This is a genomic window from Streptomyces sp. NBC_00483 (assembly GCF_036013745.1).
Lineage (GTDB): Bacteria > Actinomycetota > Actinomycetes > Streptomycetales > Streptomycetaceae > Streptomyces.
This window is the reverse complement of record NZ_CP107880.1, coordinates 4,982,459-5,001,673: the sequence shown is the minus strand read 5'-3', so window position 1 is coordinate 5,001,673 and position 19,215 is coordinate 4,982,459. Positions and strand designations below refer to the sequence as shown.

Genomic DNA, 19,215 nt, shown 5'->3' with positions numbered 1-19,215 from the left:
AGATAGAACAGGTTCTACGAGAAGGGAACAGTGGGCCCCACGCGTTCGCCGGGGTCAGCGGTCGAAGTCCAACTCCACCTTCTCCGTGGTCGGATGCGACTGGCAGGCCAGCACATAGCCCGCCTCGGTCTCCTCGGCCTCCAGAGCGAAGTTCCGGTCCATGCGGATCGATCCGGAGACCAGGAACGCGCGGCAGGTCCCGCAGACGCCGCCCTTGCAGGCGTACGGCGCGTCCGGACGATTGCGCAGCACGGCCTCCAGGAGGGACTCGCCGTCCTGGACGGGCCAGCTGCCCGAGCGGCCGTCGAGCTGCGCCGTCACCGTGCTGTGCGCGGGCGTCGGCGCGGCCACCCGGTCCCGGTCCTGGCCGCCGTCGTCGACGTGGAAGATCTCCTCGTGGACGCGCTCGCGCCGCACGCCGAGTGCGCGCAGCGCCCGCTCGGCGCTCTGCACGAGCCCGTACGGTCCGCACAGGTACCAGCCCGCCACGCGCTCCATCGGCAGCAGCGCGGGCAGGAGCGCGGTGAGCCGCTCCTCGTCGAGCCGGCCGGATGCCAGGCCCGCCTGCTGTTCCTCCCGGGAGAGCACGGTGACCAGCTGGAACCGGTCCGGGTACCGGTCCTTCAGGTCGGCGACCTCCTCCAGGAACATCGTCGACGCGGTGCTGCGGTCGCTGCGTATCAGGCAGAACCGGGCGTCCGGCGCCTGCTCCAGGAGGGTGCCGGCGATGGACAGGACGGGCGTGATGCCGCTGCCGCCGACCACCGCGGCGTAGTGGCCGGAGGTGGGGGCGGGTGCGGAGCCGGAGGCGGCGGTGTCGGCGGCGGGGTTCGGGTCGAGGGTGAAGCGGCCGGCCGGGGTCATCACCTCCAGCTCGTCGCCGACGGCGATCTCCTTGTGCGCGTACGTGGAGAAGGCGCCGTCGTCGACCAGGCGCACGCCGACCCTGAGGCTGCTCGGTGCCTCGTGCGCCGGGGCGGTCGAGCAGATCGAGTACGTGCGCCGGATCTCCGCTCCGTCCACGGTGCGGCGCAGGGCGAGGTGCTGTCCCGGAGTGAAGCGGTACGCCTCGCGCAGCTCGGGCGGTACGGCGAGGGTCAGTGCCACGGAGTCGTCGGTGAGCCGGTCGACCGCCGCGACGCGGAGCCGGTGGAAGCGGGCCCGTCCCCCTTCGTGCGCCATCACAACTCCTTGAAGTGGTCGAAGGGCTCGCGGCAGGACAGGCAGCGGCGCAGCGCCTTGCAGGCGGTGGAGGAGAACCGGCTCAGCAGCTCGGTCTCCGTCGATCCGCAGTGCGGGCAGGCGATGGGCTCCGCGGTGGCCGGGGCGGCGGTGTGCCGGGTCGGGCCGAGGGAGAGCGTGACCGGGCCCGCCGACGCGTGGGTGGTGCGCGGCGGCGCTATGCCGAATTCCCGCAGCTTGCGGCGGCCTTCGGGCGTGATGTCGTCCGTCGACCAGGCCGGGGTGAGCACCGGGCGGACGGTGACCTCGGGGATGCCGTGCTCGTGCAGCACCTGCTCGATGTCGGCCGACATCGCCTCGATCGCGGGGCACCCGGTGTACGTCGGGCTCAGCTCGACCTCCACGCGGCCGGGCCCGCGCGTGTGCACGGCACGCAGCACGCCCAGCTCCTCCAGGCTCAGGACGGGCAGCTCGGGATCGGGCACGGACCCGGCCAGCCTGCGCAGTTCGGCTTCGAGCGGGGTCTCCTGCTGAGTCCGGGACTGCTGGTCCTGCCGGGACTGCCGGTCCTGCTGGTCTTCGTGGGTGCGCGCCGTGGTCACCATGACGCCCCCGGGTGGCTGCGGTGCAGATGCTGCATCTCCGCGAGCATCCGGCCGAAGGACTCGGTGTGCACGCCCTGCCGACCGGCTCCCGCGCTCCATGCGCCGAGCTGCGGGCCCTCGGGCACGGTCAGCGTCGCCTCTTGCAGCGTGTCGGCGACAATCGTGGTCCAACTCGCTTGCAGCCCCTGCGGGTTGATGTCCAGGCCGGGGACCGGCTGGAACATCTCGCCGGTGTACCGCCACAGCGAGTCGACCGCGCGCTGCATCCGCGTGTGGCTCTCCTCCGTGCCGTCACCGAGGCGCAGTGTCCACTGCCGGGCGTGGTCCTGGTGGTAGACGACCTCCTTGACCGCCTTGGCGGCCAGGGGAGCGAACTCGGATCCGGTCCCGGCCAGTTGGGCGTAGAGGAGCTGCTGGTAGGTCGAGAAGTAGAGCTGCCGGGCGATGGTGTGGGCGAAGTCCCCGTTCGGCTGCTCGACCAGTTGCACGTTGCGAAAGGCGCGCTCCTCGCGCAGGTACGCCAGCTCGTCCTCGTCGCCCACCAGGCTCAGCAGGACGCGGGCCTGGCCGAGCAGGTCGAGCGCGATGTTCGCGAGGGCCACCTCCTCTTCGAGGACCGGTGCGTGTCCCGCCCACTCCCCCAGGCGGTGCGAGAGCACCAGGGCGTCGTCGCCGAGGGCCAGGGCGGCGGACGCGGTGTCCGGCGTGCCGTGCGTGCGGGGCCGCGTCGTATCGGGCTGCGTCGTTTCAGGCTGCGTCACAGGTGCTTCACCCCTTCCGGGATCTCGTAGAACGTCGGGTGCCGGTAGGGCTTGTCGGCGGCGGGCTCGAAGAACGGGTCCTTCTCGTCCGGCGACGAGGCGGTGATCGCCGCCGACGGCACGACCCACAGGGAGATGCCCTCGCCGCGGCGGGTGTAGAGGTCGCGCGCATTGCGCAGTGCCAGCTCCGCGTCCGGGGCGTGCAGGCTGCCGGCGTGTGTGTGGGAGAGGCCGCGGCGGGAGCGTACGAAGACCTCCCACAGGGGCCAGTCCGCGGTGCCGGAGGCGCTGCTCGGGGTGTCGCTCATGCCGCCCTGCCTTCTCGCGTCGCCGTGGTGGAGTGCTTGGCCGCGTGGGCCGCGGCGGCCTCGCGCACCCACGCGCCCTCGTCGTGGGCGCGCCTGCGCTGGGTGATGCGCTGTTCGTTGCACGGCCCGTTGCCCTTGAGGACCGCCTTGAACTCCGACCAGTCGATCGGTCCGAAGTCGTGCTGCCCCCGCTCCTCGTTCCACTTCAACTCCGGGTCGGGGAGCGTGAGTCCGAGGGACTCGGCCTGCGGGACGCAGATGTCCACGAAGCGCTGGCGCAGCTCGTCGTTCGAGTGCCGCTTGATCTTCCACTCCATCGACTGGGCCGAGTGCGCGGACTCGTCGTCGGGCGGGCCGAACATCATCAGGGACGGCCACCACCAGCGGTCCACGGCGTCCTGCGCCATCGCGTGCTGGGCCTCGGTGCCGCGGCTGAGCGCGAGCAGCAGCTCGTACCCCTGGCGCTGGTGGAAGGACTCCTCCTTGCAGATCCGCACCATCGCCCGCGCGTACGGACCGTAGGAGCAGCGGCACAGCGGCACCTGGTTGGTGATCGCCGCGCCGTCCACGAGCCAGCCGATCGCTCCGACGTCGGCCCAGGTCAGCGTCGGGTAGTTGAAGATCGAGGAGTACTTCTGGCGACCGCTGTGCAGCTTGTCGAGCAGCTCGTCGCGGCCGGTGCCGAGGGTTTCCGCCGCGCCGTAGAGGTAGAGGCCGTGCCCCGCCTCGTCCTGGACCTTCGCCATCAGGATCGCCTTGCGGCGCAGCGAAGGGGCGCGCGTGATCCAGTTCGCCTCCGGCTGCATGCCGATGATCTCGGAGTGGGCGTGCTGGGCGATCTGGCGCACGAGCGTCGCGCGGTAGGCGTCGGGCATCCAGTCGCGGGGCTCGATGCGCTCTTCCGCCGCCACCGCCGCGTCGAACACGGCCTGGAACGCGGCGTCGCCCGGCTCGGCGGTGCCGCCGGTGGTGTCCGGCCGCGCTCCGGCCGCGCGGTGCTGCGGGGTTGCTGTCGCCATGCCCGGTCCCCCTCGACCTTGGGTGCCCGACCTCGGGTCGGGGGCCTCACCGGCTCCCGACCGATCGTTCGGTTCGTCGGATTCAATGGTGGGTCTAGGCGCCGTAAGGTGTCAACCCTGTGCAGTCGGCCTGTGGATAACCTCGGACGTCTGTGCCGTGCGGGCGCTCCCCAGTACGGTTCCGGTGCGTCGTCCCGTGGGGCGACGGCTCGGAACCGGTTCGTCGCGGGGCCGCCGATCGGCGGATGGACCGGGAACCGGCAGCACCGGATCGGGATCGGGGAGCACCGATGGAGACAGAAGCAGGCGCCGCGGACGAGGGCGCGCGGCTCACGACGGAGCCGTCGGCTCCGCCGCGACCCCGCCTGCCCGAGCCATCGGGGCCATCGGGGCACTCGGGGTCGTCCGGGCCATCAGGGTCATCGGGTCCGTCGGGTACGGAATCGGGCGGGGGACCGTCCGGGACACCCGAGCGACGTGGGCTCGCGGCGCTCTCCCCCGGTCATCAGCTGACCGCCGTCCTCGCGCTCATCGGCATCGCGCTCGTCACCTGCGTGCACATCCTGATGGTGTTCCTGCACGTCGCGCCGTCGAACACGATCACCAAGAAGCACGGTGAGCTGGTCGGCGCGTGGGTCTACCCGGAGTTCGAGCAGAACTGGAAGCTGTTCGCGCCCAACCCGCTGCAGCAGAACATCGCGGTGGAGGCCCGCGCCGAGGTCCGCACGCCCGACGGCGAACTGCGTGCGACCCACTGGTACGGAATGTCCGCGCAGGACGGCGCCGCCATCGACGGGAACCTGCTGCCCAGCCACACCCAGCAGAACGAGCTGCGCCGCGCCTGGGACGTCTACACGGGCACCCACGACGCGCAGAACCGGCCGAACGGTCTGCGCGGCACCCTCTCCGAGCAGTATCTGCGCCGCATCCTCGTGCTGCGCCTCGACCGGCTCGGGGCCGCGGGCAAGGGCGAGACCGTCGAGCGCGTCCAGATCCGCTCGAAGACGACCATGGTCGAGCCCCCGAAGTGGAGTGACGAGAAGGTGAACCAGAAGCCGGTGTACCGGCAGGTGCCGTGGTGGACGGTCACCTCCAGCGACGCACCGCTCGACAGCGGCACGCGCGTGCGGGTGCAGTCGTCGGTGGACTCGGCGGGCGGTGACCGATGAACGGCGCACCTTCCATGGGACTCATGGACCGCATGCAGCAGAGGCTGGGCGACGGCCTCCAGTGGGTCACCGCGTCCGCGCTCGCCCCCTATCAGAGCGCCGTGATCCGCATCGGGTTCTCCGCGACCTGGCTGCTCTTCCTGCTGCGCGAGTTCCCGCACCGTCAGGAGATGTACGGCCCCGACGGGCCGTGGAGCTGGGGCATGGCGCAGCAGCTCACCGAGGACAACCACGCGTTCAGCGCGCTCATGTGGTCCGACGGGCAGGGCTGGTTCGAGCTGGTCTACATAGTGGCGGTGGTGTCGTCCGCGCTGCTGATGCTGGGCTGGCGCACCCGCACCATGTCGGTCGTCTTCATGATCGGCGTGCTGTCCCTGCAGAACCGCAGCGTCTTCATGGGGGACGGCGGCGACAACGTCATCCACCTCATGTCGATCTACCTCGTCTTCACGCGGTGCGGGCAGGTCTGGTCGCTGGACGCCCGCAGGCTGCGGCGCGGGGCCGAGGACCGGTTCGGCATCGTGCTGTGGTGGGTCATGGGGCTCGTGCTCGCCGCGATCACGTTCACGGGGAAGGTCGGCGGCGGCTGGCTGCTGTTCTTCTGGGGGATGTGGGCGGCCCAAGCGGTGTGGTGGTCCGTGAACCGCCGCGATCGACAGGGCGATTCCCGCCTCCTGTGCGACGTCGTCGCCAACCTGCTGCACAACGCCGGACTGCTCGTGGTGATGGTCGAGGCATGTCTGATCTACGCGACGGCGGGCTGGTACAAGATCCAGGGCAGCCGATGGCAGGACGGCTCCGCGGTCTACTACCCGCTCCATCTGGACTACTTCTCGCCCTGGCCCGCCCTGGGCGACCTGCTGACCCAGTTCGGCCCGATGGTGCTGCTCGTGACGTACGGGACCGTGGCCGTCCAGGTCGCCTTTCCGTTCACCGTCTTCAACCGGCGCCTCAAGAACGTCCTGTTGGTGTTCATGATGCTGGAGCACGCGGTCATCGCCGTCGTGCTCGGGCTGCCCTTCTTCTCGCTCGCGATGATCGCCGCGGACGCGGTGTTCCTGCCGACGTCCTTCCTGGTGCGCGTCGGCGGCTGGGTGGCACGCGCGCGTAGTCGCGTTTTCTCCCCTACGAAGGATGTGGCCGAGCCCGGACGGCCCGTGGAGGACGAAGGCGAACCGGTGGCGGCGGAGCCGTCGGCCGTGCGCACGTAGGCTTCCTGCCGTGAACGGGACGAGTACGGCGGACGGCGCGGGCGGCATGCGGGACGAGCGGCCCGAGGACCCACGGAGCGCGGAGGCCGCCGTGCGCGCCTGGCGGCGGCTCGCGGACTCCGCGGTGCTGCTCGACGGTTTCCACGCCCTCAAGCACGCCCTACGCTTCGGCGCCGACGTCCCGGTCGCGCTCGCCGTCGACCGTGCGTCCGCGCTCGCCCTGGCCGACGAGCTCGCCCCCGATGTCGTACGGGACCTGGCGGGGCTCCTCGTGGAGGTTCCGGACGAGGTGCTGCGGGGGCTCGTGCCGCGGCTGCACCCCACCGGGGTCGCCGCGCTCGCCGGGCGCCCCGCGCGGGCCGACAACCTGGCCGCCCTCGGGCGCCAGGCACGCACCACCCCTGTCGTCGTGCTCGACAACCCGCGCAACCTCGGCAACGCGGGCGCCGTGATCCGCCTCGCCGCCGGCTACGGCGCCACCGGGGTCGTCACCACAGGCGACCTCGACCCCTGGCACCCCACCGTCGTACGAGGCGGGGCGGGGCTGCACTTCGCGACCGCCGTGGAGCGGCTCGCGGTCGACGAGCTGCCGAGCGGGCCGCTGTACGCGCTCGACCCCGAAGGCGCGGACATCCGCGGCCTGAAGCTGCCCGACGACGCCCTGCTCGCCTTCGGGTCCGAGCGCAGCGGCCTCTCCTCCGAACTACGCGCGCGTGCGGACCAGTTGGTGTCGCTGCCGATGCGGCCCCAGGTCTCCAGTTACAACCTGGCCACCAGCGTCGGCATGACGCTCTTCCACTGGAGCGCGCACAGCACCCAGGCCCCTTAGCTGGCCTCCCGTCGTACCTCCACGACCCGGAAGCGGTTCGCCACGAAGGCGCTGTCGCACAGGGCCGCGTTCGCCGCGGGGTTGCCGCCCGAGCCGTGAAAGTCGGAGAACGCCGCGGTCTGGTTCACGTACACCCCGCCCGTCAGGTTGAGCGAGAGCTGCGCGCACTCCTCCAGGCAGACGTCCTCGACGGACTGCGCCACCTCTTCGGAGGTGGTGTACGCGCCGACCGTCATGGCGCCCTTCTCGCGCACCGTGCGGCGCAGGAGGTCCACCGCGTCACCGGTCGAGTCGACGCAGACCGCGAAGGACACCGGGCCGAAGCACTCGCTCATGTAGGCGGCTTCCGCGTCCGCCCCCTCCCAGTACTTCCGCGCGCCGTCCTGCTTCACGATCACCGGCGTACGGACCACGGCGTCGGGGAAGTCCGGGTTGCTGATCTCCCGTGAGGGCAGGGCGACTTCGCCGATGCCGGGGGCCGCGTCGAGCCGGGCCTTCACGTCCGGGTTGACCAGCGCGCCCAGCACCCCGTTCGCCCGGGCGTCGTCGCCGAGCAGGCCGCCGACCGACTTCGCGAGGTCGGCCACCACCTCGTCGTACGCCTTGGGGCCCTCGTCCGTGGTGATGCCCTCGCGCGGCACCAGGAGGTTCTGCGGCGTGGTGCACATCTGGCCGCTGTACAGGGACAGCGAGAACGCCAGGTTCGCCAGCATGCCCTTGTAGTTGTCGGTCGAGTCGATCACCACCGTGTTGACGCCGGCCTTCTCCGTGTAGACCTGCGCCTGCCGGGCGTTCGTCTCCAGCCAGTCGCCGAAGGCCGTGGACCCCGTGTAGTCGATGATCCTGATCTCGGGGCGTACGGCCAGGGTCTTGGCGATGCCCTCTCCGGGCCGCTCGGCCGCCAGCGCCACCAGGTTCGGGTCGAAGCCCGCCTCGGCGAGGACCTCGCGGGCCACCCGCACGGTGAGCGCGAGGGGCAGCACCGCGCGCGGGTGCGGCTTCACCAGGACCGGATTGCCTGTGGCCAGGGAGGCGAAGAGGCCCGGATACCCGTTCCACGTAGGGAACGTGTTGCAGCCGACCAGCAGGGAGATGCCGCGCGCCACCGGCGTGAACTCCTTGTCCAGGACCAGGGGATCGCGCTTGCCCTGGGGCTTGGACCACTCCGCGGCGCCCGGGGTCCGCACCTGCTCCTCGTACGCGTACGCCACCGCCTCCAGGCCGCGGTCCTGCGCGTGCGGGCCGCCCGCCTGGAACGCCATCATGAAGGCCTGGCCGCTGGTGTGCATGACCGCGTGCGCGAACTCGTGCGTCCGCGCGCCGATCCGGGCCAGGATCTCCAGGCACGTCACCGCGCGCACCTCGGCGCCCGCCTCGCGCCACGCGCGCATGCCCGCACGCATGGCCGGAAGCAGCACGTCGATGTCGGCGTGCGGATACGTGACACCCAACTCGATCCCGTACGGCGACACTTCACCGCCCACGAACTCGTCCGTACCGGGCTGGCCGAGGTCGAGGCGGGTGCCGAGCAGGGCGTCGAAGGCTGCCTTGCCCTCGGGCATGCTCAGGCTCCCGTTCTCCCCATAGGCCTTGGGGTGCTCCGGGTGCGGGGACCAGTACGCGCGCGTACGGATCGTCTCCAGCGCCTGGTCGAGCGTCGGCCGGTGCTTGGCGATCAGGTCGTGCGCGGTGAGTTCGGCGGCGGCCATGGGGGACCAACTCCTCCTGGGCTGCGGCTCCTCGTCGAGCCGGCGAGCTGGGCGGGACTGGACGGGACTGAGCAGGCTGGTCTGGGCAGGAACGAACCAACAGAGTTAGAGTAACCGAACGATCGGTCGGGACAAGGGGGTGCGGAAAAGCTGTGGAAAAGCCGGAGAAAATCGGCCGCACGAGCCCCCGAACCCCATGGCTCGGCCCGGTACGGGAGGATCACGTGCATGACAGCACATGACCGCCTCGTCGGCGTGGTGGGCACCGGCACCATGGGGCAGGGCATCGCCCAGGTCGCCCTCGTCGCCGGGCATCCCGTCCGGCTGTACGACGCCGTGCCAGGGCGTGCGAGGAGCGCCGCCGAGTCGATCGCCGCGCGCCTCGACCGGCTCGTCGAGAAGGGCCGCTTGGACGCCGCCGAGCGGACGGTCGCCGTCGCCCGGCTCGAACCCGCGCAGACGCTCGGCGAGTTGGCGCCCGCGACGCTCGTGGTCGAGGCCGTCCTGGAGCGACTCGACGTCAAGCAGGACCTGTTCCGCGAGCTGGAGGACGTCGTCGCGGAGGACTGTCTGCTCGCGACCAACACCTCGTCCCTGTCCGTGACGGCGATCGGCGGGGCGCTGCGCCGGCCGGGCCGCTTCGTGGGGCTGCACTTCTTCAACCCGGCGCCCCTGATGCCGCTGGTGGAGGTCGTCTCCGGCGCCGCCACCGATGTCACCGCGGCCACGCGCGCGTACGAGACCGCCCGGGCCTGGGGCAAGACCCCGGTGGCCTGTGCGGACACCCCCGGCTTCCTGGTCAACCGGATCGCGCGGCCCTTCTACGCGGAGGCGTTCGCCGTGTACGAGGAGCAGGGCGCCGACCCCGCCACCATCGACGCCGTGCTGCGGGAGAGCGGCGGCTTCAGGATGGGGCCGTTCGAACTCACCGACCTGATCGGGCAGGACGTCAACGAGGCCGTGACGCGCTCCGTGTGGGACGGCTTCTTCCAGGACGCGAAGTTCCGGCCCTCGCTGGCCCAGCGCCGCCTGGTGGAGGCCGGCCGCCTGGGCCGCAAGTCGGGCCAGGGCTGGTACGCGTACGGGGAGGACCCCGAGCGTCCCGAGCCGCACACCGCGGGGCCGGCCGGGCCGCCCGCGCGCGTGACCGTCGAGGGCGACCTGGAGTCCGCGGGCGAGCTGATTCCGATGATGCGCGAGGCGGGCATCGAGGTCGTCCAGGAGGACGAGGACAAGGGCACGCGCATCATGCTGCCCAGCGGCGGCCAGCTCGTGCAGGCGGACGGCCAGACGTCCGTCGAGTTCCGCGACGTCGTCTACTTCGACCTCGCCTTCGACTACCGCAAGGCCACCCGCATCGCCCTGGCCACCAGCCAGGAAGGCAACCCGCGCACCATCGGCGAGGCCGTCGGCCTCTTCCAGGCGCTCGGCAAGGAGGTCAGCGTCATCGGCGACGTGCCCGGCATGATCGTGGCTCGCACCGTGGCGCGGATCATCGACCTGGCGCACGACGCCCTCGCGCGCGGGGTGGCCACCGAGGGCGACATCGACACCGCGATGCGCCTGGGCGTCAACTACCCGCTGGGGCCCCTGGAGTGGGATCGCAGGCTCGGCCGGGGCTGGGCCTGCGGGCTGCTCGAGGAACTGCACGAACGCGACCCCTCGGGGCGGCACGCGCCGTCCCTGGCCCTCTTCCGGCACTCGTACACCCCCAAGAAGTGGGAGGGCTCCGCATGACCACCGCACGACGGGACACGGGCGCGCGCCGCGACACCTACACGCCCGAAAGCCTCCTCGCGGTCGCGGTCACCGTCTTCAACGAGCGTGGCTACGACGGCACCTCCATGGAGCACCTCTCCAAGGCGGCCGGCATCTCCAAGTCGTCGATCTACCACCATGTGACGGGCAAGGAGGAGCTGCTGCGCCGCGCCGTGAGCCGCGCGCTCGACGGTCTCTTCGGGATCCTCGACGAGCAACCCGCGCGCGCGGGACGCGCGATCGAGCGCCTGGAGTACGTCACGCGGCGCATGGTCGAGGTGCTCACCGGTGAACTGCCGTACGTGACCCTCCTGTTGCGGGTGCGCGGCAACACCGACACCGAGCGGTGGGCCATGGAGCGGCGCAGGGAGTTCGACCACCAGGTCGCCCAGCTGCTCAGGGCGGCCGCTGCCGACGGGGACGTACGCGGTGACATCGAGGTGCGGCTCGCCACGCGGCTCGTCTTCGGGATGATCAACTCGCTCGTGGAGTGGTACCGGCCGGACGGCGGCGGGCTCGGCGACCGTGAAGTGGCGGACGCCGTGGTCGAGCTGGTCTTCCAGGGGCTGCGCAAGGCCGGCTGACCCTGAGGGGCCCGCGAGGGCGCACTGAGGGCCCTCGCGGGCCCCTCAGGAGTCCGGCGAGCTCCCTTCGAGGTCTTCCTCGTCGAAGACCAGCAGCGTGCGCGTGCTCAGCACCTCGGGGATGGACTGGAGCTTGGTGAGGACCAGTTCGCGCAGGGCGCGGTTGTCCTCCGTGTGCACCAGGATCAGGACGTCGAAATCGCCGCTGACCAGTGCGATGTGCGAGGCCTCCGGCAGCCGGCGCAGCTGCTCGCGCACGGTCCGCCAGGTGTTCTGGACGATCTTGAGCGTGATGTAGGCGGAGGCGCCCTGGCCTGACCGCTCGTGGTTGACGCGGGCGCCGAAGCCTCGGATCACGCGGTCCTCGATGAGGCGGTTGATCCGCGCGTAGGCGTTCGCCCGGGACACATGGACCTGCTCGGCGACGGAGCGTATCGACGCGCGCCCGTCCTTCAGCAGCAGCTGCAGGATGTCCCGGTCGATGGCGTCCAGCGGGCGGGCCGCGGGGCCCTGGACCGGGCTCCCGGAGCCTTCGGCCATTTGTTCAGATGCCATCCGCCCCCGCCTCCTTACCATGGACGTACTGCATTCATCTCAGGCTGTGGAGAACCGATTGTCCACAGCCTGGAGGTGCCTGTAGCCAAAATGTGCCGTCGACCGAACAATCGGTAGGTGAGGCGCATCACATCCGACGCGCCGTCCGAGCCGCTCCCACGAGGAGGTGCCGTCATGACGGTCATGGACCAGCGGGCCACGCGCGAGGGCAGGCCCGTCCCGCCGCCCGCCTGGCAGCCCCGCACGGATCCCGCGCCGCTGCTGCCCGACGCCGAGCCCCACCGGGTCCTGGGCACCGACGCCGCCGCCCGCGTCGACCCGGAGCTGCTGCGCCGCCTGTACACGGAGGTGGTGCGCGGCCGCAGGTACAACGCGCAGGCGACCGCGCTGACCAAGCAGGGCCGCCTCGCCGTGTACCCCTCGACGACCGGCCAGGAGGCCGCCGAGGTCGCCGCGGCGCTGGTCCTCGAGGAGCGGGACTGGCTCTTCCCCAGCTACCGCGACACCCTCGCGGCCGTCGCCCGCGGCCTCGACCCCGTACAGGCCCTGACGCTGCTGCGGGGCGACTGGCACACCGGATACGACCCGCGCGAGCACCGCATCGCGCCGTTGTGCACCCCGCTCGCGACGCAGCTCCCGCACGCCGTGGGCCTCGCACATGCCGCGCAGCTAAAGGGCGACGATGTGGTGGCGCTCGCCATGGTCGGCGACGGCGGCACCAGTGAGGGCGACTTCCACGAGGCGCTGAACTTCGCCGCCGTGTGGCAGGCACCGGTCGTCTTCCTCGTACAGAACAACGGGTTCGCCATCTCCGTGCCGCTGGCCAAGCAGACCGCGGCGCCGTCCCTGGCCCACAAGGCCGTCGGGTACGGGATGCCGGGCCGCCTGGTCGACGGGAATGACGCCGCGGCCCTGCACGAGGTGCTCAGTGACGCGGTCTCCCGCGCGCGTGAGGGCGGTGGCCCGACGCTGATCGAGGCCGTCACGTACCGGATGGACGCGCACACGAACGCCGACGACGCGACCCGCTACCGCACCGAAGCCGAGGTCGAGATGTGGCGCGCGCACGACCCGGTCCTGCTCCTGGAGCGGGAGTTGACCGGGCGCGGGCTCATCGACGAGGACGGCATCCGGGCCGTGCGCGACGGCGCGGAGGAACAGGCGGCCGAGCTGCGCGCGCGCATGAACCAGGACCCCGCCCTCGATCCGATGGACCTGTTCGGCGACGTGTACGCGGAGCAGACCCCCCAACTGAGGGAGCAGGCGGCACTGTTGCGTGCCGAGCTGGACGCCGAGGCGGAAGGGGAGCAGGCATGACGACTGTGGCCCGGCCGCCCAGGAGCAAGCCCGCGACCAAGCCCGCCACCATGGCGCAGGCCCTCGGCCGCGCGCTGCGCGACTCCATGGCCGCGGACCCGTCCGTGCACGTCATGGGCGAGGACGTGGGCACCCTGGGCGGCGTCTTCCGGATCACCGACGGGCTCGCGAAGGAGTTCGGCGAGGACCGCTGCACGGACACCCCGCTCGCCGAGGCGGGCATCCTCGGCGCCGCCGTGGGCATGGCGATGTACGGTCTGCGCCCGGTCGTGGAAATGCAGTTCGACGCGTTCGCGTACCCCGCCTTCGAGCAGCTGATCTCGCACGTCGCGCGGATGCGCAACCGCACGCGCGGCGCCATGCCGCTGCCCATCACCGTGCGGGTGCCGTACGGCGGCGGGATCGGCGGCGTGGAGCACCACAGCGACTCCTCCGAGGCGTACTACATGGCGACGCCGGGCCTGACCGTCGTCACGCCGGCCACGGTCGCGGACGCGTACGGGCTGCTGAGGCAGTCCATCGCCTCGGACGACCCGGTCGTCTTCCTGGAGCCCAAGCGCCTTTACTGGACGAGGGATTCCTGGAACCCCGAGGCACCGGAAGACGTTCTTCCGATAGGTACGGCAGTGGTTCGCCGCCCCGGCACCAGTGCCACGCTGCTCACGTACGGACCGTCCGTCCCCGTCTGCCTGGAGGCGGCCGAGGCGGCCCGAGGGGAGGGGTGGGATCTTGAAGTGGTCGACCTGCGCTCGCTGGTGCCGTTCGACGACGCGACGGTCACCGAGTCCGTCCGGCGCACGGGACGCGCGGTCGTCGTGCACGAGTCGGGTGGCTTCGGCGGGCCCGGCGGGGAGATCGCCGCGCGCGTGACCGAGCGCTGCTTCCACCACTTGGAGGCGCCGGTGCTGCGGGTGGCCGGTTTCGATATTCCGTATCCGCCGCCCATGCTGGAGCGGCACCATCTGCCCGGAGTGGACCGGGTGCTGGATGCGGTGGCTCGGCTGCAATGGGATCAGTGAGGGACGGTGGGGTAATGGCGCAGGTGCTCGAGTTCAAGCTGCCCGACCTCGGGGAGGGTCTCACCGAGGCGGAGATCGTGCAGTGGCTGGTGGGAGTCGGTGACGTCGTCGCCGTCGACCAGCCCGTCGTCGAGGTGGAGACGGCCAAGGCGATGGTCGAGGTGCCGTGCCCGTACGGCGGTGTGGTCACGGCCCGCTTCGGTGACGAGGGCAGCGAACTGCCGGTCGGGGCGCCGCTGTTGATGGTGGCCGTGGGCGCGAAGTCGTCGTCGGACGTGCCGCTGTCGGACGTTCCCGCACCGTCTTCGGCCGCCGCGGAAGAGCCCGCGAAGGCGCGCCAGGAGGTGCAACGGGAGGCTTCCCAGGGGGCTCCTGAGAAGGCCGAGAAGGCAGAGAACGCGGACAAGGCCCAGAAGGCCGAGGGCTCGGGGAACGTGCTGGTGGGGTACGGAACCACCACCGCGCCGACCCGGCGCAGGCGGGTGCGGCCCGCGCCGCTGGACAGCGTGCCCGCCGCACCGGAGAGCGCACCGCGCGCCCAGGGGCCTGTCCCCGTGATCTCCCCGCTCGTCCGCAAGCTCGCCCGCGACCGCGGCGTGGACCTCAGAGAGCTGACCGGGTCGGGGCCCGACGGGCTCATCCTCAGGGGAGACGTGGAAAACGCGGCCAACGCCGCCAGCACGGCAGACGCCACGAGCACGGCCAACGCCGCGAGCGCCGCCACCGAGGCGCCCGCCGCCCCTGCGCCCGCCCCCGCTCCGGCCGCCACCCGGCAGGAGCACCGCACCCCCCTGCGCGGCATTCGCGGCGCCGTGGCCGACAAGCTGTCCCGCAGCCGGCGCGAGATACCCGACGCGACCTGCTGGGTGGACGCCGACGCCACGGAACTCATGCACGCGCGCGTGGCGATGAATTCCGCGACCGGCCCCTCCGCGGGCCCCAAGATCTCCGTGCTCGCGCTCCTCGCCCGCATCTGCACCGCGGCCCTGGCCCGCTACCCGGAGCTGAACGCCACGGTGGACACCGAGCGGCGCGAGATAGTCCGGCTCGACGAGGTGCACCTCGGGTTCGCCGCGCAGACCGACCGCGGCCTGGTCGTGCCCGTCGTACGCGACGCCCACGCACGCGGTGCCGAGTCGCTGAGCGCCGAGTTCGCCCGGCTGACCGAGGCGGCCCGGTCCGGGAAGCTGTCGCCCTCGCAACTCACCGGCGGCACCTTCACGCTGAACAACTACGGGGTGTTCGGCGTCGACGGCTCCACGCCGATCATCAACCACCCCGAGGCGGCCATGCTCGGCGTCGGCCGCATCGCCGCCAAGCCCTGGGTGCACGAAGGGGAGTTGGCGGTCCGCCAGGTCGTACAGCTCTCGCTCACCTTCGACCACCGGGTGTGCGACGGCGGCACGGCGGGCGGCTTCCTCCGGTACGTCGCGGACTGCGTGGAACAACCGGCGGTGCTGCTGCGCACCCTGTGACCGGCCGACCGGTGGCAAGGATCATGGCAAGGATCGCCCGCCCGCCTGGTGGCAATGATCGCCCGTGAGCCCATACTCGGGGGATGAACGCGTACGACGCCATCGTCCTCGCCGGGGGCGGCGCGCGCCGGCTCGGCGGCGCGGACAAGCCGGGTGTGCGGGTCGGCGGTCGCGCGCTGCTCGACCGGGTCCTGCACGCGTGCGCCGGGGCCCGCGCCACCGTGGTGGTCGCCGAGCCGCGCCGCACCGCGCGCCCCGTCGTCTGGGCCCGCGAGGACCCGCCGGGCGGGGGGCCGCTCGCCGCTCTGGAGGCGGGGGTTCGGGGACTCGAGGCCGCACCGGAACGGGTGGCGGAGAGCATCCTCGTGCTCTCCGCCGATCTGCCGTTCCTGGGCGACCGCACCGTACGAGGCCTTCTCGACGCGCTCGAAGCCGAAAGCGAACTCGGCGGCGCGAACGACGGCGTGACCGGCGAGGCGGTCGACGGCGCGCTGCTGGCCGACGGCGACGGCCGTGACCAGCCGCTCGTCGCCGCCTACCGGTACGCGGCACTGCGACGCGTCCTCGGCGAACTCAAGGCCCAACACGGTGACCTCTCGGGCCTTCCGCTGCGCCTGTTCACCCGTAACCTCAGGCTGACCCGCATCACCGACCCCGTCGCGTCGTTCGACTGCGACACCTGGGACGACATCGCCGCCGCCCGGTCACGTATCAGGGAGCATGGACGAGTGCTTGACGAATGGATCACCGCAGCCAAGAACGAACTGGGCATCGACCTGGACGTCGACACGGGCGTCCTGCTCGACCTCGCCCGTGACGCCGCGCACGGCGTCGCGCGCCCCGCGGCACCGCTGACGACGTTCCTCGTCGGATACGCGGCGGCGCAGGCAGGAGGCGGCCCCGAAGCCGTGGCGTCCGCCGCGGCGAAGGCGGCCGAGCTCGCCAATCGCTGGGCGCAGGAGGCCGAGGCCAAGCCGGACGACGCGGGATGAGCGCCCCCAACGGGCGGTCGCCGCAGGCCGTCCCGGTGGGCGTCGATCCGATGGACGTCGACGTGGACGAGGCACTCGCCCTGGCCAACGACAACCGCCCCCACGGCGGCCGGCACCACGGAGAGCAACGCCACGGAGAACCGCACCAGGACGACCGGCGCCGCGACGAACAGCCCAAGGGCGAGCGGACCACCGAGCGGACCACCCCGCAGAACTCCGCCACACCCGGGACTCCGGTCCCCGCCCCATCGCACCGACATGCCGCGACCTCCTGGGCCACGGCCCGCCGCACCGCCGCACGGGCCGAACGCGGCCCCCGCGGAGCGCGCAGCGTCCCGCTCGACCAGGCGCTCGGCCTGGTCCTCGCTGCCCCGCTGACCGCCCTGACGGACCTGCCCTCCTTCGACACCTCGGCGATGGACGGCTGGGTCGTCGCGGGCCCGGGCCCCTGGGCCGTGGGCGGCGAAGGGCTGCTCGCCGGACACGAGCCGCCCGCCCCGCTGACCGACGGCGAGGCCGCGGCGATCGCGACCGGCGCCCGCGTGCCCTCGGACGCCACGGCCGTCATCCGCAGCGAGCACGGACACCTCGACGCGGGCGGCCAGTTGCACGCGCTGCACGCCGTCGCCCACGGTCAGGACATCCGCCCCCGCGGCCAGGAGTGCCGCAGCGGCGAACTGCTGCTGCCCGCAGGCGCCCTCGTCACCCCGGCCGTCCTCGGTCTCGCCGCCGCCGCGGGCTACGACACCCTGACCGTCGTCCCGCGACCGACGGTCGAAGTCCTGATCCTCGGCGACGAGTTGCTCACCGCCGGTCTCCCCCGCGACGGCCTCATCCGGGACGCGCTCGGCCCGATGCTCCCGCACTGGCTGCGTGCGCTCGGCGTCGAGGTGATCGCCGTACGCAGGCTCGGCGACGACGCGAAAGCGCTGCTCAAGGCGGTACGGGAGGCCGGCACCGACCTGGTCGTGACCACCGGCGGCACCGCGTCCGGCCCCGTCGACCACGTGCACCCCACCCTGCGCGCCCTCGACGCCGAACTCCTCGTCGACGGGGTCGCCGTCCGCCCCGGCCACCCGATGCTGCTGGCCCGGCTCAAGGAGGGGCAGCACCTCGTCGGCCTCCCCGGCAACCCGCTGGCCGCCGTCTCCGGCCTGCTCACGCTCGCCGAGCCGCTGCTCCGGGTGCTCTCGGGCCGGGCGCAGGACCAGACGCACAGCTCCGCGCAGCGCCAATCCCACGGCGGGCAGCGGCAGTTGGACGGGGGCCGGACCGCGGACGCGTACACCGCACCCCTGCACACGCCCGCCCCCGGTCACCCTCACGACACCCGCCTCATCCCCATCGTGCTGCGGCAGGACGACGGCAGTGGGCACGAGTGGGCGGTGCCGCTGCACTACAACGGTCCGGCCATGCTGCGCGGCATCGCAGCCGCCGATGGGCTCGCCGTCATCCCGCCCGGCGGCGCCACGGAGGGCCAGGAGGTGGAGATCCTCGACCTGCCGTGGTCGTGGAACCCTGGCCTGCCCGGTCTCAACCCGGCGGGAAACGAAGGGTGTTTCACGTGAAACTGGCCGGCGATGACGCCATCGCACGCCAAGAGGACGAGCGGACCGCGACCTACCGGGTGAAACTTCCCCGGCAGGTCGTCGAGCGTCCGCTCCTCCAAGTGGCCCGGCGCGTGCTGATAGCGCTCACCGTGCTCGTCGTCACCGCACTGATCGTGTGGATCGACAGAGACGGCTACAACGACAACTCAGATGGCCATGTCGACCTGCTCGACTCGTTCTACTACGCGACCGTCACGCTCTCCACCACGGGATACGGCGACATCACGCCGGTCAGCGACGCGGCGCGGCTCACCAATATCTTCGTCATCACGCCGCTGCGTGTGCTCTTCCTGATCATCCTGGTCGGCACCACGCTCGAAGTCCTCACCGAGCGGACGCGGGAGGAATGGCGCCTGAAACGCTGGAGGTCCACCTTGCGTGACCACACTGTCGTCGTCGGCTTCGGAACCAAGGGTCGTAGCGCCGTGGAGACCGTCTGCGCGAGTGGCCTGAAGCCCGAGCAGGTCGTCGTGGTCGACCCCAGCCCCAAGGTCGTCGAGAGCGCCAACGCCCATGGATACGCGGGCGTGACGGGCGATGCCACGCGCAGCTCGGTCCTGTTGCAGGCTGAGGTACAGCGGGCGCGGAAGATCATCATCGCGACGCAGCGCGACGACACGGCGGTCCTCGTGACGCTCACCGCGCGGCAGTTGAACCGCGGGGCGAAGATCGTCGCCGCGGTCCGCGAGGAGGAGAACGCGCCGCTGCTGCGCCAGTCCGGCGCCGACGCCGTCATCACCAGCGCCAGTGCGGCGGGGCGGCTGCTCGGCCTGTCCGTGCTCAGCCCGCACGCGGGCATGGTCATGGAGGACCTCATCCAGAAGGGCTCCGGCCTCGACATGGTCGAACGCCCGGTCACCAAGGCCGAGGTCGGCCTGCAGCCGAAGGAGACGGAGGACCTGGTCGTCAGCGTCATCCGCGGGCACCGGGTACTCGGCTACGACGACTCGGCCGTCGGCTCGCTCAAGCTGACGGACCGCCTCATCACGATCACCCGCGTCACGCCCAAGACCCAGCTGGCACCGGACATGAAGCCCACTCCGCGCAGCTGATCCTCTCCGCACGGGCCGACCCTCTCCACGCGGCTGATCCACGGGAGTAGCCTCGCGGCC

General features: G+C 71.9%; 18 protein-coding genes. 11 read left to right on the top strand and 7 right to left on the bottom strand.

What is annotated here, in order from left to right; translation table 11 throughout:
- Positions 1–54: 54 nt before the first annotated feature.
- From paaE to paaA, 5 genes are read right to left on the bottom strand one after another with little or no spacing between them, the layout of a single operon-like run.
- A complete protein-coding gene (paaE, locus tag OHA73_RS22255) occupies positions 55–1,182 on the bottom strand; it encodes a 1,2-phenylacetyl-CoA epoxidase subunit PaaE (RefSeq protein ID WP_327655939.1) in 1,128 nt (375 codons plus the stop codon).
- Positions 1,182–1,787, bottom strand: a complete 606-nt coding sequence (gene paaD / locus OHA73_RS22250) for a 1,2-phenylacetyl-CoA epoxidase subunit PaaD (RefSeq protein WP_327655938.1) — start codon at positions 1,785–1,787, stop codon at positions 1,182–1,184. Before paaD ends, paaE begins: the two co-directional genes overlap by 1 nt.
- Positions 1,781–2,548 carry a 1,2-phenylacetyl-CoA epoxidase subunit PaaC gene (gene paaC, locus OHA73_RS22245; RefSeq protein WP_443063112.1) on the bottom strand — a complete coding sequence of 256 codons (768 nt, stop codon included), beginning with the start codon at positions 2,546–2,548 and terminating at the stop codon, positions 1,781–1,783. Before paaC ends, paaD begins: the two co-directional genes overlap by 7 nt.
- A complete protein-coding gene (paaB, locus tag OHA73_RS22240; RefSeq protein ID WP_267069898.1) occupies positions 2,545–2,856 on the bottom strand; it encodes a 1,2-phenylacetyl-CoA epoxidase subunit PaaB in 312 nt (103 codons plus the stop codon). The genes paaC and paaB overlap by 4 nt, the downstream gene beginning before the upstream one ends.
- Positions 2,853–3,875 carry a 1,2-phenylacetyl-CoA epoxidase subunit PaaA gene (gene paaA / locus OHA73_RS22235; protein WP_266711898.1) on the bottom strand — a complete coding sequence of 341 codons (1,023 nt, stop codon included), beginning with the start codon at positions 3,873–3,875 and terminating at the stop codon, positions 2,853–2,855. The genes paaB and paaA overlap by 4 nt, the downstream gene beginning before the upstream one ends.
- Positions 3,876–4,165: 290 nt before the next feature.
- Between paaA and OHA73_RS22230 the strand changes: the two genes are divergently transcribed.
- From OHA73_RS22230 to OHA73_RS22220, 3 genes are read left to right on the top strand one after another with little or no spacing between them, the layout of a single operon-like run.
- Positions 4,166–5,044: a DUF5819 family protein gene (locus OHA73_RS22230; protein ID WP_327655937.1), complete on the top strand. Its 879-nt coding sequence runs from the start codon at positions 4,166–4,168 to the stop codon at positions 5,042–5,044.
- Between the two features lie 23 nt (positions 5,045–5,067).
- Positions 5,068–6,255: an HTTM domain-containing protein gene (locus OHA73_RS22225; protein WP_327655936.1), complete on the top strand. Its 1,188-nt coding sequence runs from the start codon at positions 5,068–5,070 to the stop codon at positions 6,253–6,255.
- Positions 6,256–6,301: 46 nt separating this feature from the next.
- The gene (locus tag OHA73_RS22220; RefSeq protein ID WP_327658504.1) at positions 6,302–7,084 is read left to right on the top strand and encodes a TrmH family RNA methyltransferase; all 783 of its coding nucleotides are present in this window, start codon (positions 6,302–6,304) and stop codon (positions 7,082–7,084) included.
- On the opposite strand, the gene paaN is transcribed toward OHA73_RS22220, so the two are convergent.
- A complete protein-coding gene (paaN, locus tag OHA73_RS22215) occupies positions 7,081–8,793 on the bottom strand; it encodes a phenylacetic acid degradation protein PaaN (RefSeq protein ID WP_267069900.1) in 1,713 nt (570 codons plus the stop codon). The two genes, OHA73_RS22220 and paaN, sit on opposite strands and share 4 nt — an antisense overlap.
- 228 nt (positions 8,794–9,021) lie before the next feature.
- Here paaN and OHA73_RS22210 point away from each other — a divergent pair, with 228 nt between their 5' ends.
- Both OHA73_RS22210 and OHA73_RS22205 read left to right on the top strand, forming a co-directional pair.
- Positions 9,022–10,530: a 3-hydroxyacyl-CoA dehydrogenase gene (locus OHA73_RS22210; protein WP_267069901.1), complete on the top strand. Its 1,509-nt coding sequence runs from the start codon at positions 9,022–9,024 to the stop codon at positions 10,528–10,530.
- Positions 10,527–11,135, top strand: coding sequence for a TetR/AcrR family transcriptional regulator (locus OHA73_RS22205; RefSeq protein WP_266711888.1), 609 nt, complete (start codon positions 10,527–10,529; stop codon positions 11,133–11,135). Before OHA73_RS22210 ends, OHA73_RS22205 begins: the two co-directional genes overlap by 4 nt.
- A gap of 45 nt (positions 11,136–11,180) precedes the next feature.
- On the opposite strand, the gene OHA73_RS22200 is transcribed toward OHA73_RS22205, so the two are convergent.
- On the bottom strand, positions 11,181–11,690 hold the full coding sequence (locus OHA73_RS22200; protein ID WP_266711886.1) for an Lrp/AsnC family transcriptional regulator: 510 nt from the start codon (positions 11,688–11,690) through the stop codon (positions 11,181–11,183).
- A gap of 174 nt (positions 11,691–11,864) precedes the next feature.
- Between OHA73_RS22200 and pdhA the strand changes: the two genes are divergently transcribed.
- The 6 genes from pdhA (at position 11,865) to OHA73_RS22170 (ending at position 19,155) form a co-directional block, all read left to right on the top strand.
- Positions 11,865–13,007 carry a pyruvate dehydrogenase (acetyl-transferring) E1 component subunit alpha gene (gene pdhA, locus OHA73_RS22195; protein WP_267069902.1) on the top strand — a complete coding sequence of 381 codons (1,143 nt, stop codon included), beginning with the start codon at positions 11,865–11,867 and terminating at the stop codon, positions 13,005–13,007.
- Positions 13,004–14,026 (top strand): alpha-ketoacid dehydrogenase subunit beta, encoded by a 1,023-nt coding sequence (locus OHA73_RS22190; protein ID WP_267069903.1) that lies wholly within the window; start codon positions 13,004–13,006, stop codon positions 14,024–14,026. The genes pdhA and OHA73_RS22190 overlap by 4 nt, the downstream gene beginning before the upstream one ends.
- A 14-nt stretch (positions 14,027–14,040) precedes the next feature.
- Positions 14,041–15,501, top strand: coding sequence for a dihydrolipoamide acetyltransferase family protein (locus OHA73_RS22185; protein WP_267069904.1), 1,461 nt, complete (start codon positions 14,041–14,043; stop codon positions 15,499–15,501).
- Positions 15,502–15,584: 83 nt separating this feature from the next.
- Positions 15,585–16,493 (top strand): DUF6457 domain-containing protein, encoded by a 909-nt coding sequence (locus OHA73_RS22180; protein ID WP_267069905.1) that lies wholly within the window; start codon positions 15,585–15,587, stop codon positions 16,491–16,493.
- Positions 16,490–18,061, top strand: a complete 1,572-nt coding sequence (locus tag OHA73_RS22175) for a molybdopterin molybdotransferase MoeA (protein WP_267069906.1) — start codon at positions 16,490–16,492, stop codon at positions 18,059–18,061. Before OHA73_RS22180 ends, OHA73_RS22175 begins: the two co-directional genes overlap by 4 nt.
- Positions 18,058–19,155 (top strand): potassium channel family protein, encoded by a 1,098-nt coding sequence (locus tag OHA73_RS22170; RefSeq protein WP_267069907.1) that lies wholly within the window; start codon positions 18,058–18,060, stop codon positions 19,153–19,155. Before OHA73_RS22175 ends, OHA73_RS22170 begins: the two co-directional genes overlap by 4 nt.
- Positions 19,156–19,215: the final 60 nt, after the last annotated feature.

What these genes read in the sequence shown, in the direction of transcription:
- OHA73_RS22190 (WP_267069903.1), top strand. Translation starts at nt 13,004, where the DNA reads ATGACGACTGTGGCCCGGCCGCCCAGGAGCAAGCCCGCGACCAAGCCC.
- OHA73_RS22200 (WP_266711886.1), bottom strand. Translation starts at nt 11,690, where the DNA reads ATGGCATCTGAACAAATGGCCGAAGGCTCCGGGAGCCCGGTCCAGGGC.
- OHA73_RS22180 (WP_267069905.1), top strand. Translation starts at nt 15,585, where the DNA reads ATGAACGCGTACGACGCCATCGTCCTCGCCGGGGGCGGCGCGCGCCGG.
- OHA73_RS22185 (WP_267069904.1), top strand. Translation starts at nt 14,041, where the DNA reads ATGGCGCAGGTGCTCGAGTTCAAGCTGCCCGACCTCGGGGAGGGTCTC.
- pdhA (WP_267069902.1), top strand. Translation starts at nt 11,865, where the DNA reads ATGACGGTCATGGACCAGCGGGCCACGCGCGAGGGCAGGCCCGTCCCG.
- OHA73_RS22225 (WP_327655936.1), top strand. Translation starts at nt 5,068, where the DNA reads ATGGACCGCATGCAGCAGAGGCTGGGCGACGGCCTCCAGTGGGTCACC.
- paaB (WP_267069898.1), bottom strand. Translation starts at nt 2,856, where the DNA reads ATGAGCGACACCCCGAGCAGCGCCTCCGGCACCGCGGACTGGCCCCTG.
- OHA73_RS22205 (WP_266711888.1), top strand. Translation starts at nt 10,527, where the DNA reads ATGACCACCGCACGACGGGACACGGGCGCGCGCCGCGACACCTACACG.
- paaD (WP_327655938.1), bottom strand. Translation starts at nt 1,787, where the DNA reads ATGGTGACCACGGCGCGCACCCACGAAGACCAGCAGGACCGGCAGTCC.
- OHA73_RS22220 (WP_327658504.1), top strand. Translation starts at nt 6,302, where the DNA reads ATGCGGGACGAGCGGCCCGAGGACCCACGGAGCGCGGAGGCCGCCGTG.
- OHA73_RS22210 (WP_267069901.1), top strand. Translation starts at nt 9,022, where the DNA reads ATGACAGCACATGACCGCCTCGTCGGCGTGGTGGGCACCGGCACCATG.
- paaE (WP_327655939.1), bottom strand. Translation starts at nt 1,182, where the DNA reads ATGGCGCACGAAGGGGGACGGGCCCGCTTCCACCGGCTCCGCGTCGCG.
- paaN (WP_267069900.1), bottom strand. Translation starts at nt 8,793, where the DNA reads ATGGCCGCCGCCGAACTCACCGCGCACGACCTGATCGCCAAGCACCGG.
- OHA73_RS22230 (WP_327655937.1), top strand. Translation starts at nt 4,166, where the DNA reads ATGGAGACAGAAGCAGGCGCCGCGGACGAGGGCGCGCGGCTCACGACG.
- paaA (WP_266711898.1), bottom strand. Translation starts at nt 3,875, where the DNA reads ATGGCGACAGCAACCCCGCAGCACCGCGCGGCCGGAGCGCGGCCGGAC.
- OHA73_RS22175 (WP_267069906.1), top strand. Translation starts at nt 16,490, where the DNA reads ATGAGCGCCCCCAACGGGCGGTCGCCGCAGGCCGTCCCGGTGGGCGTC.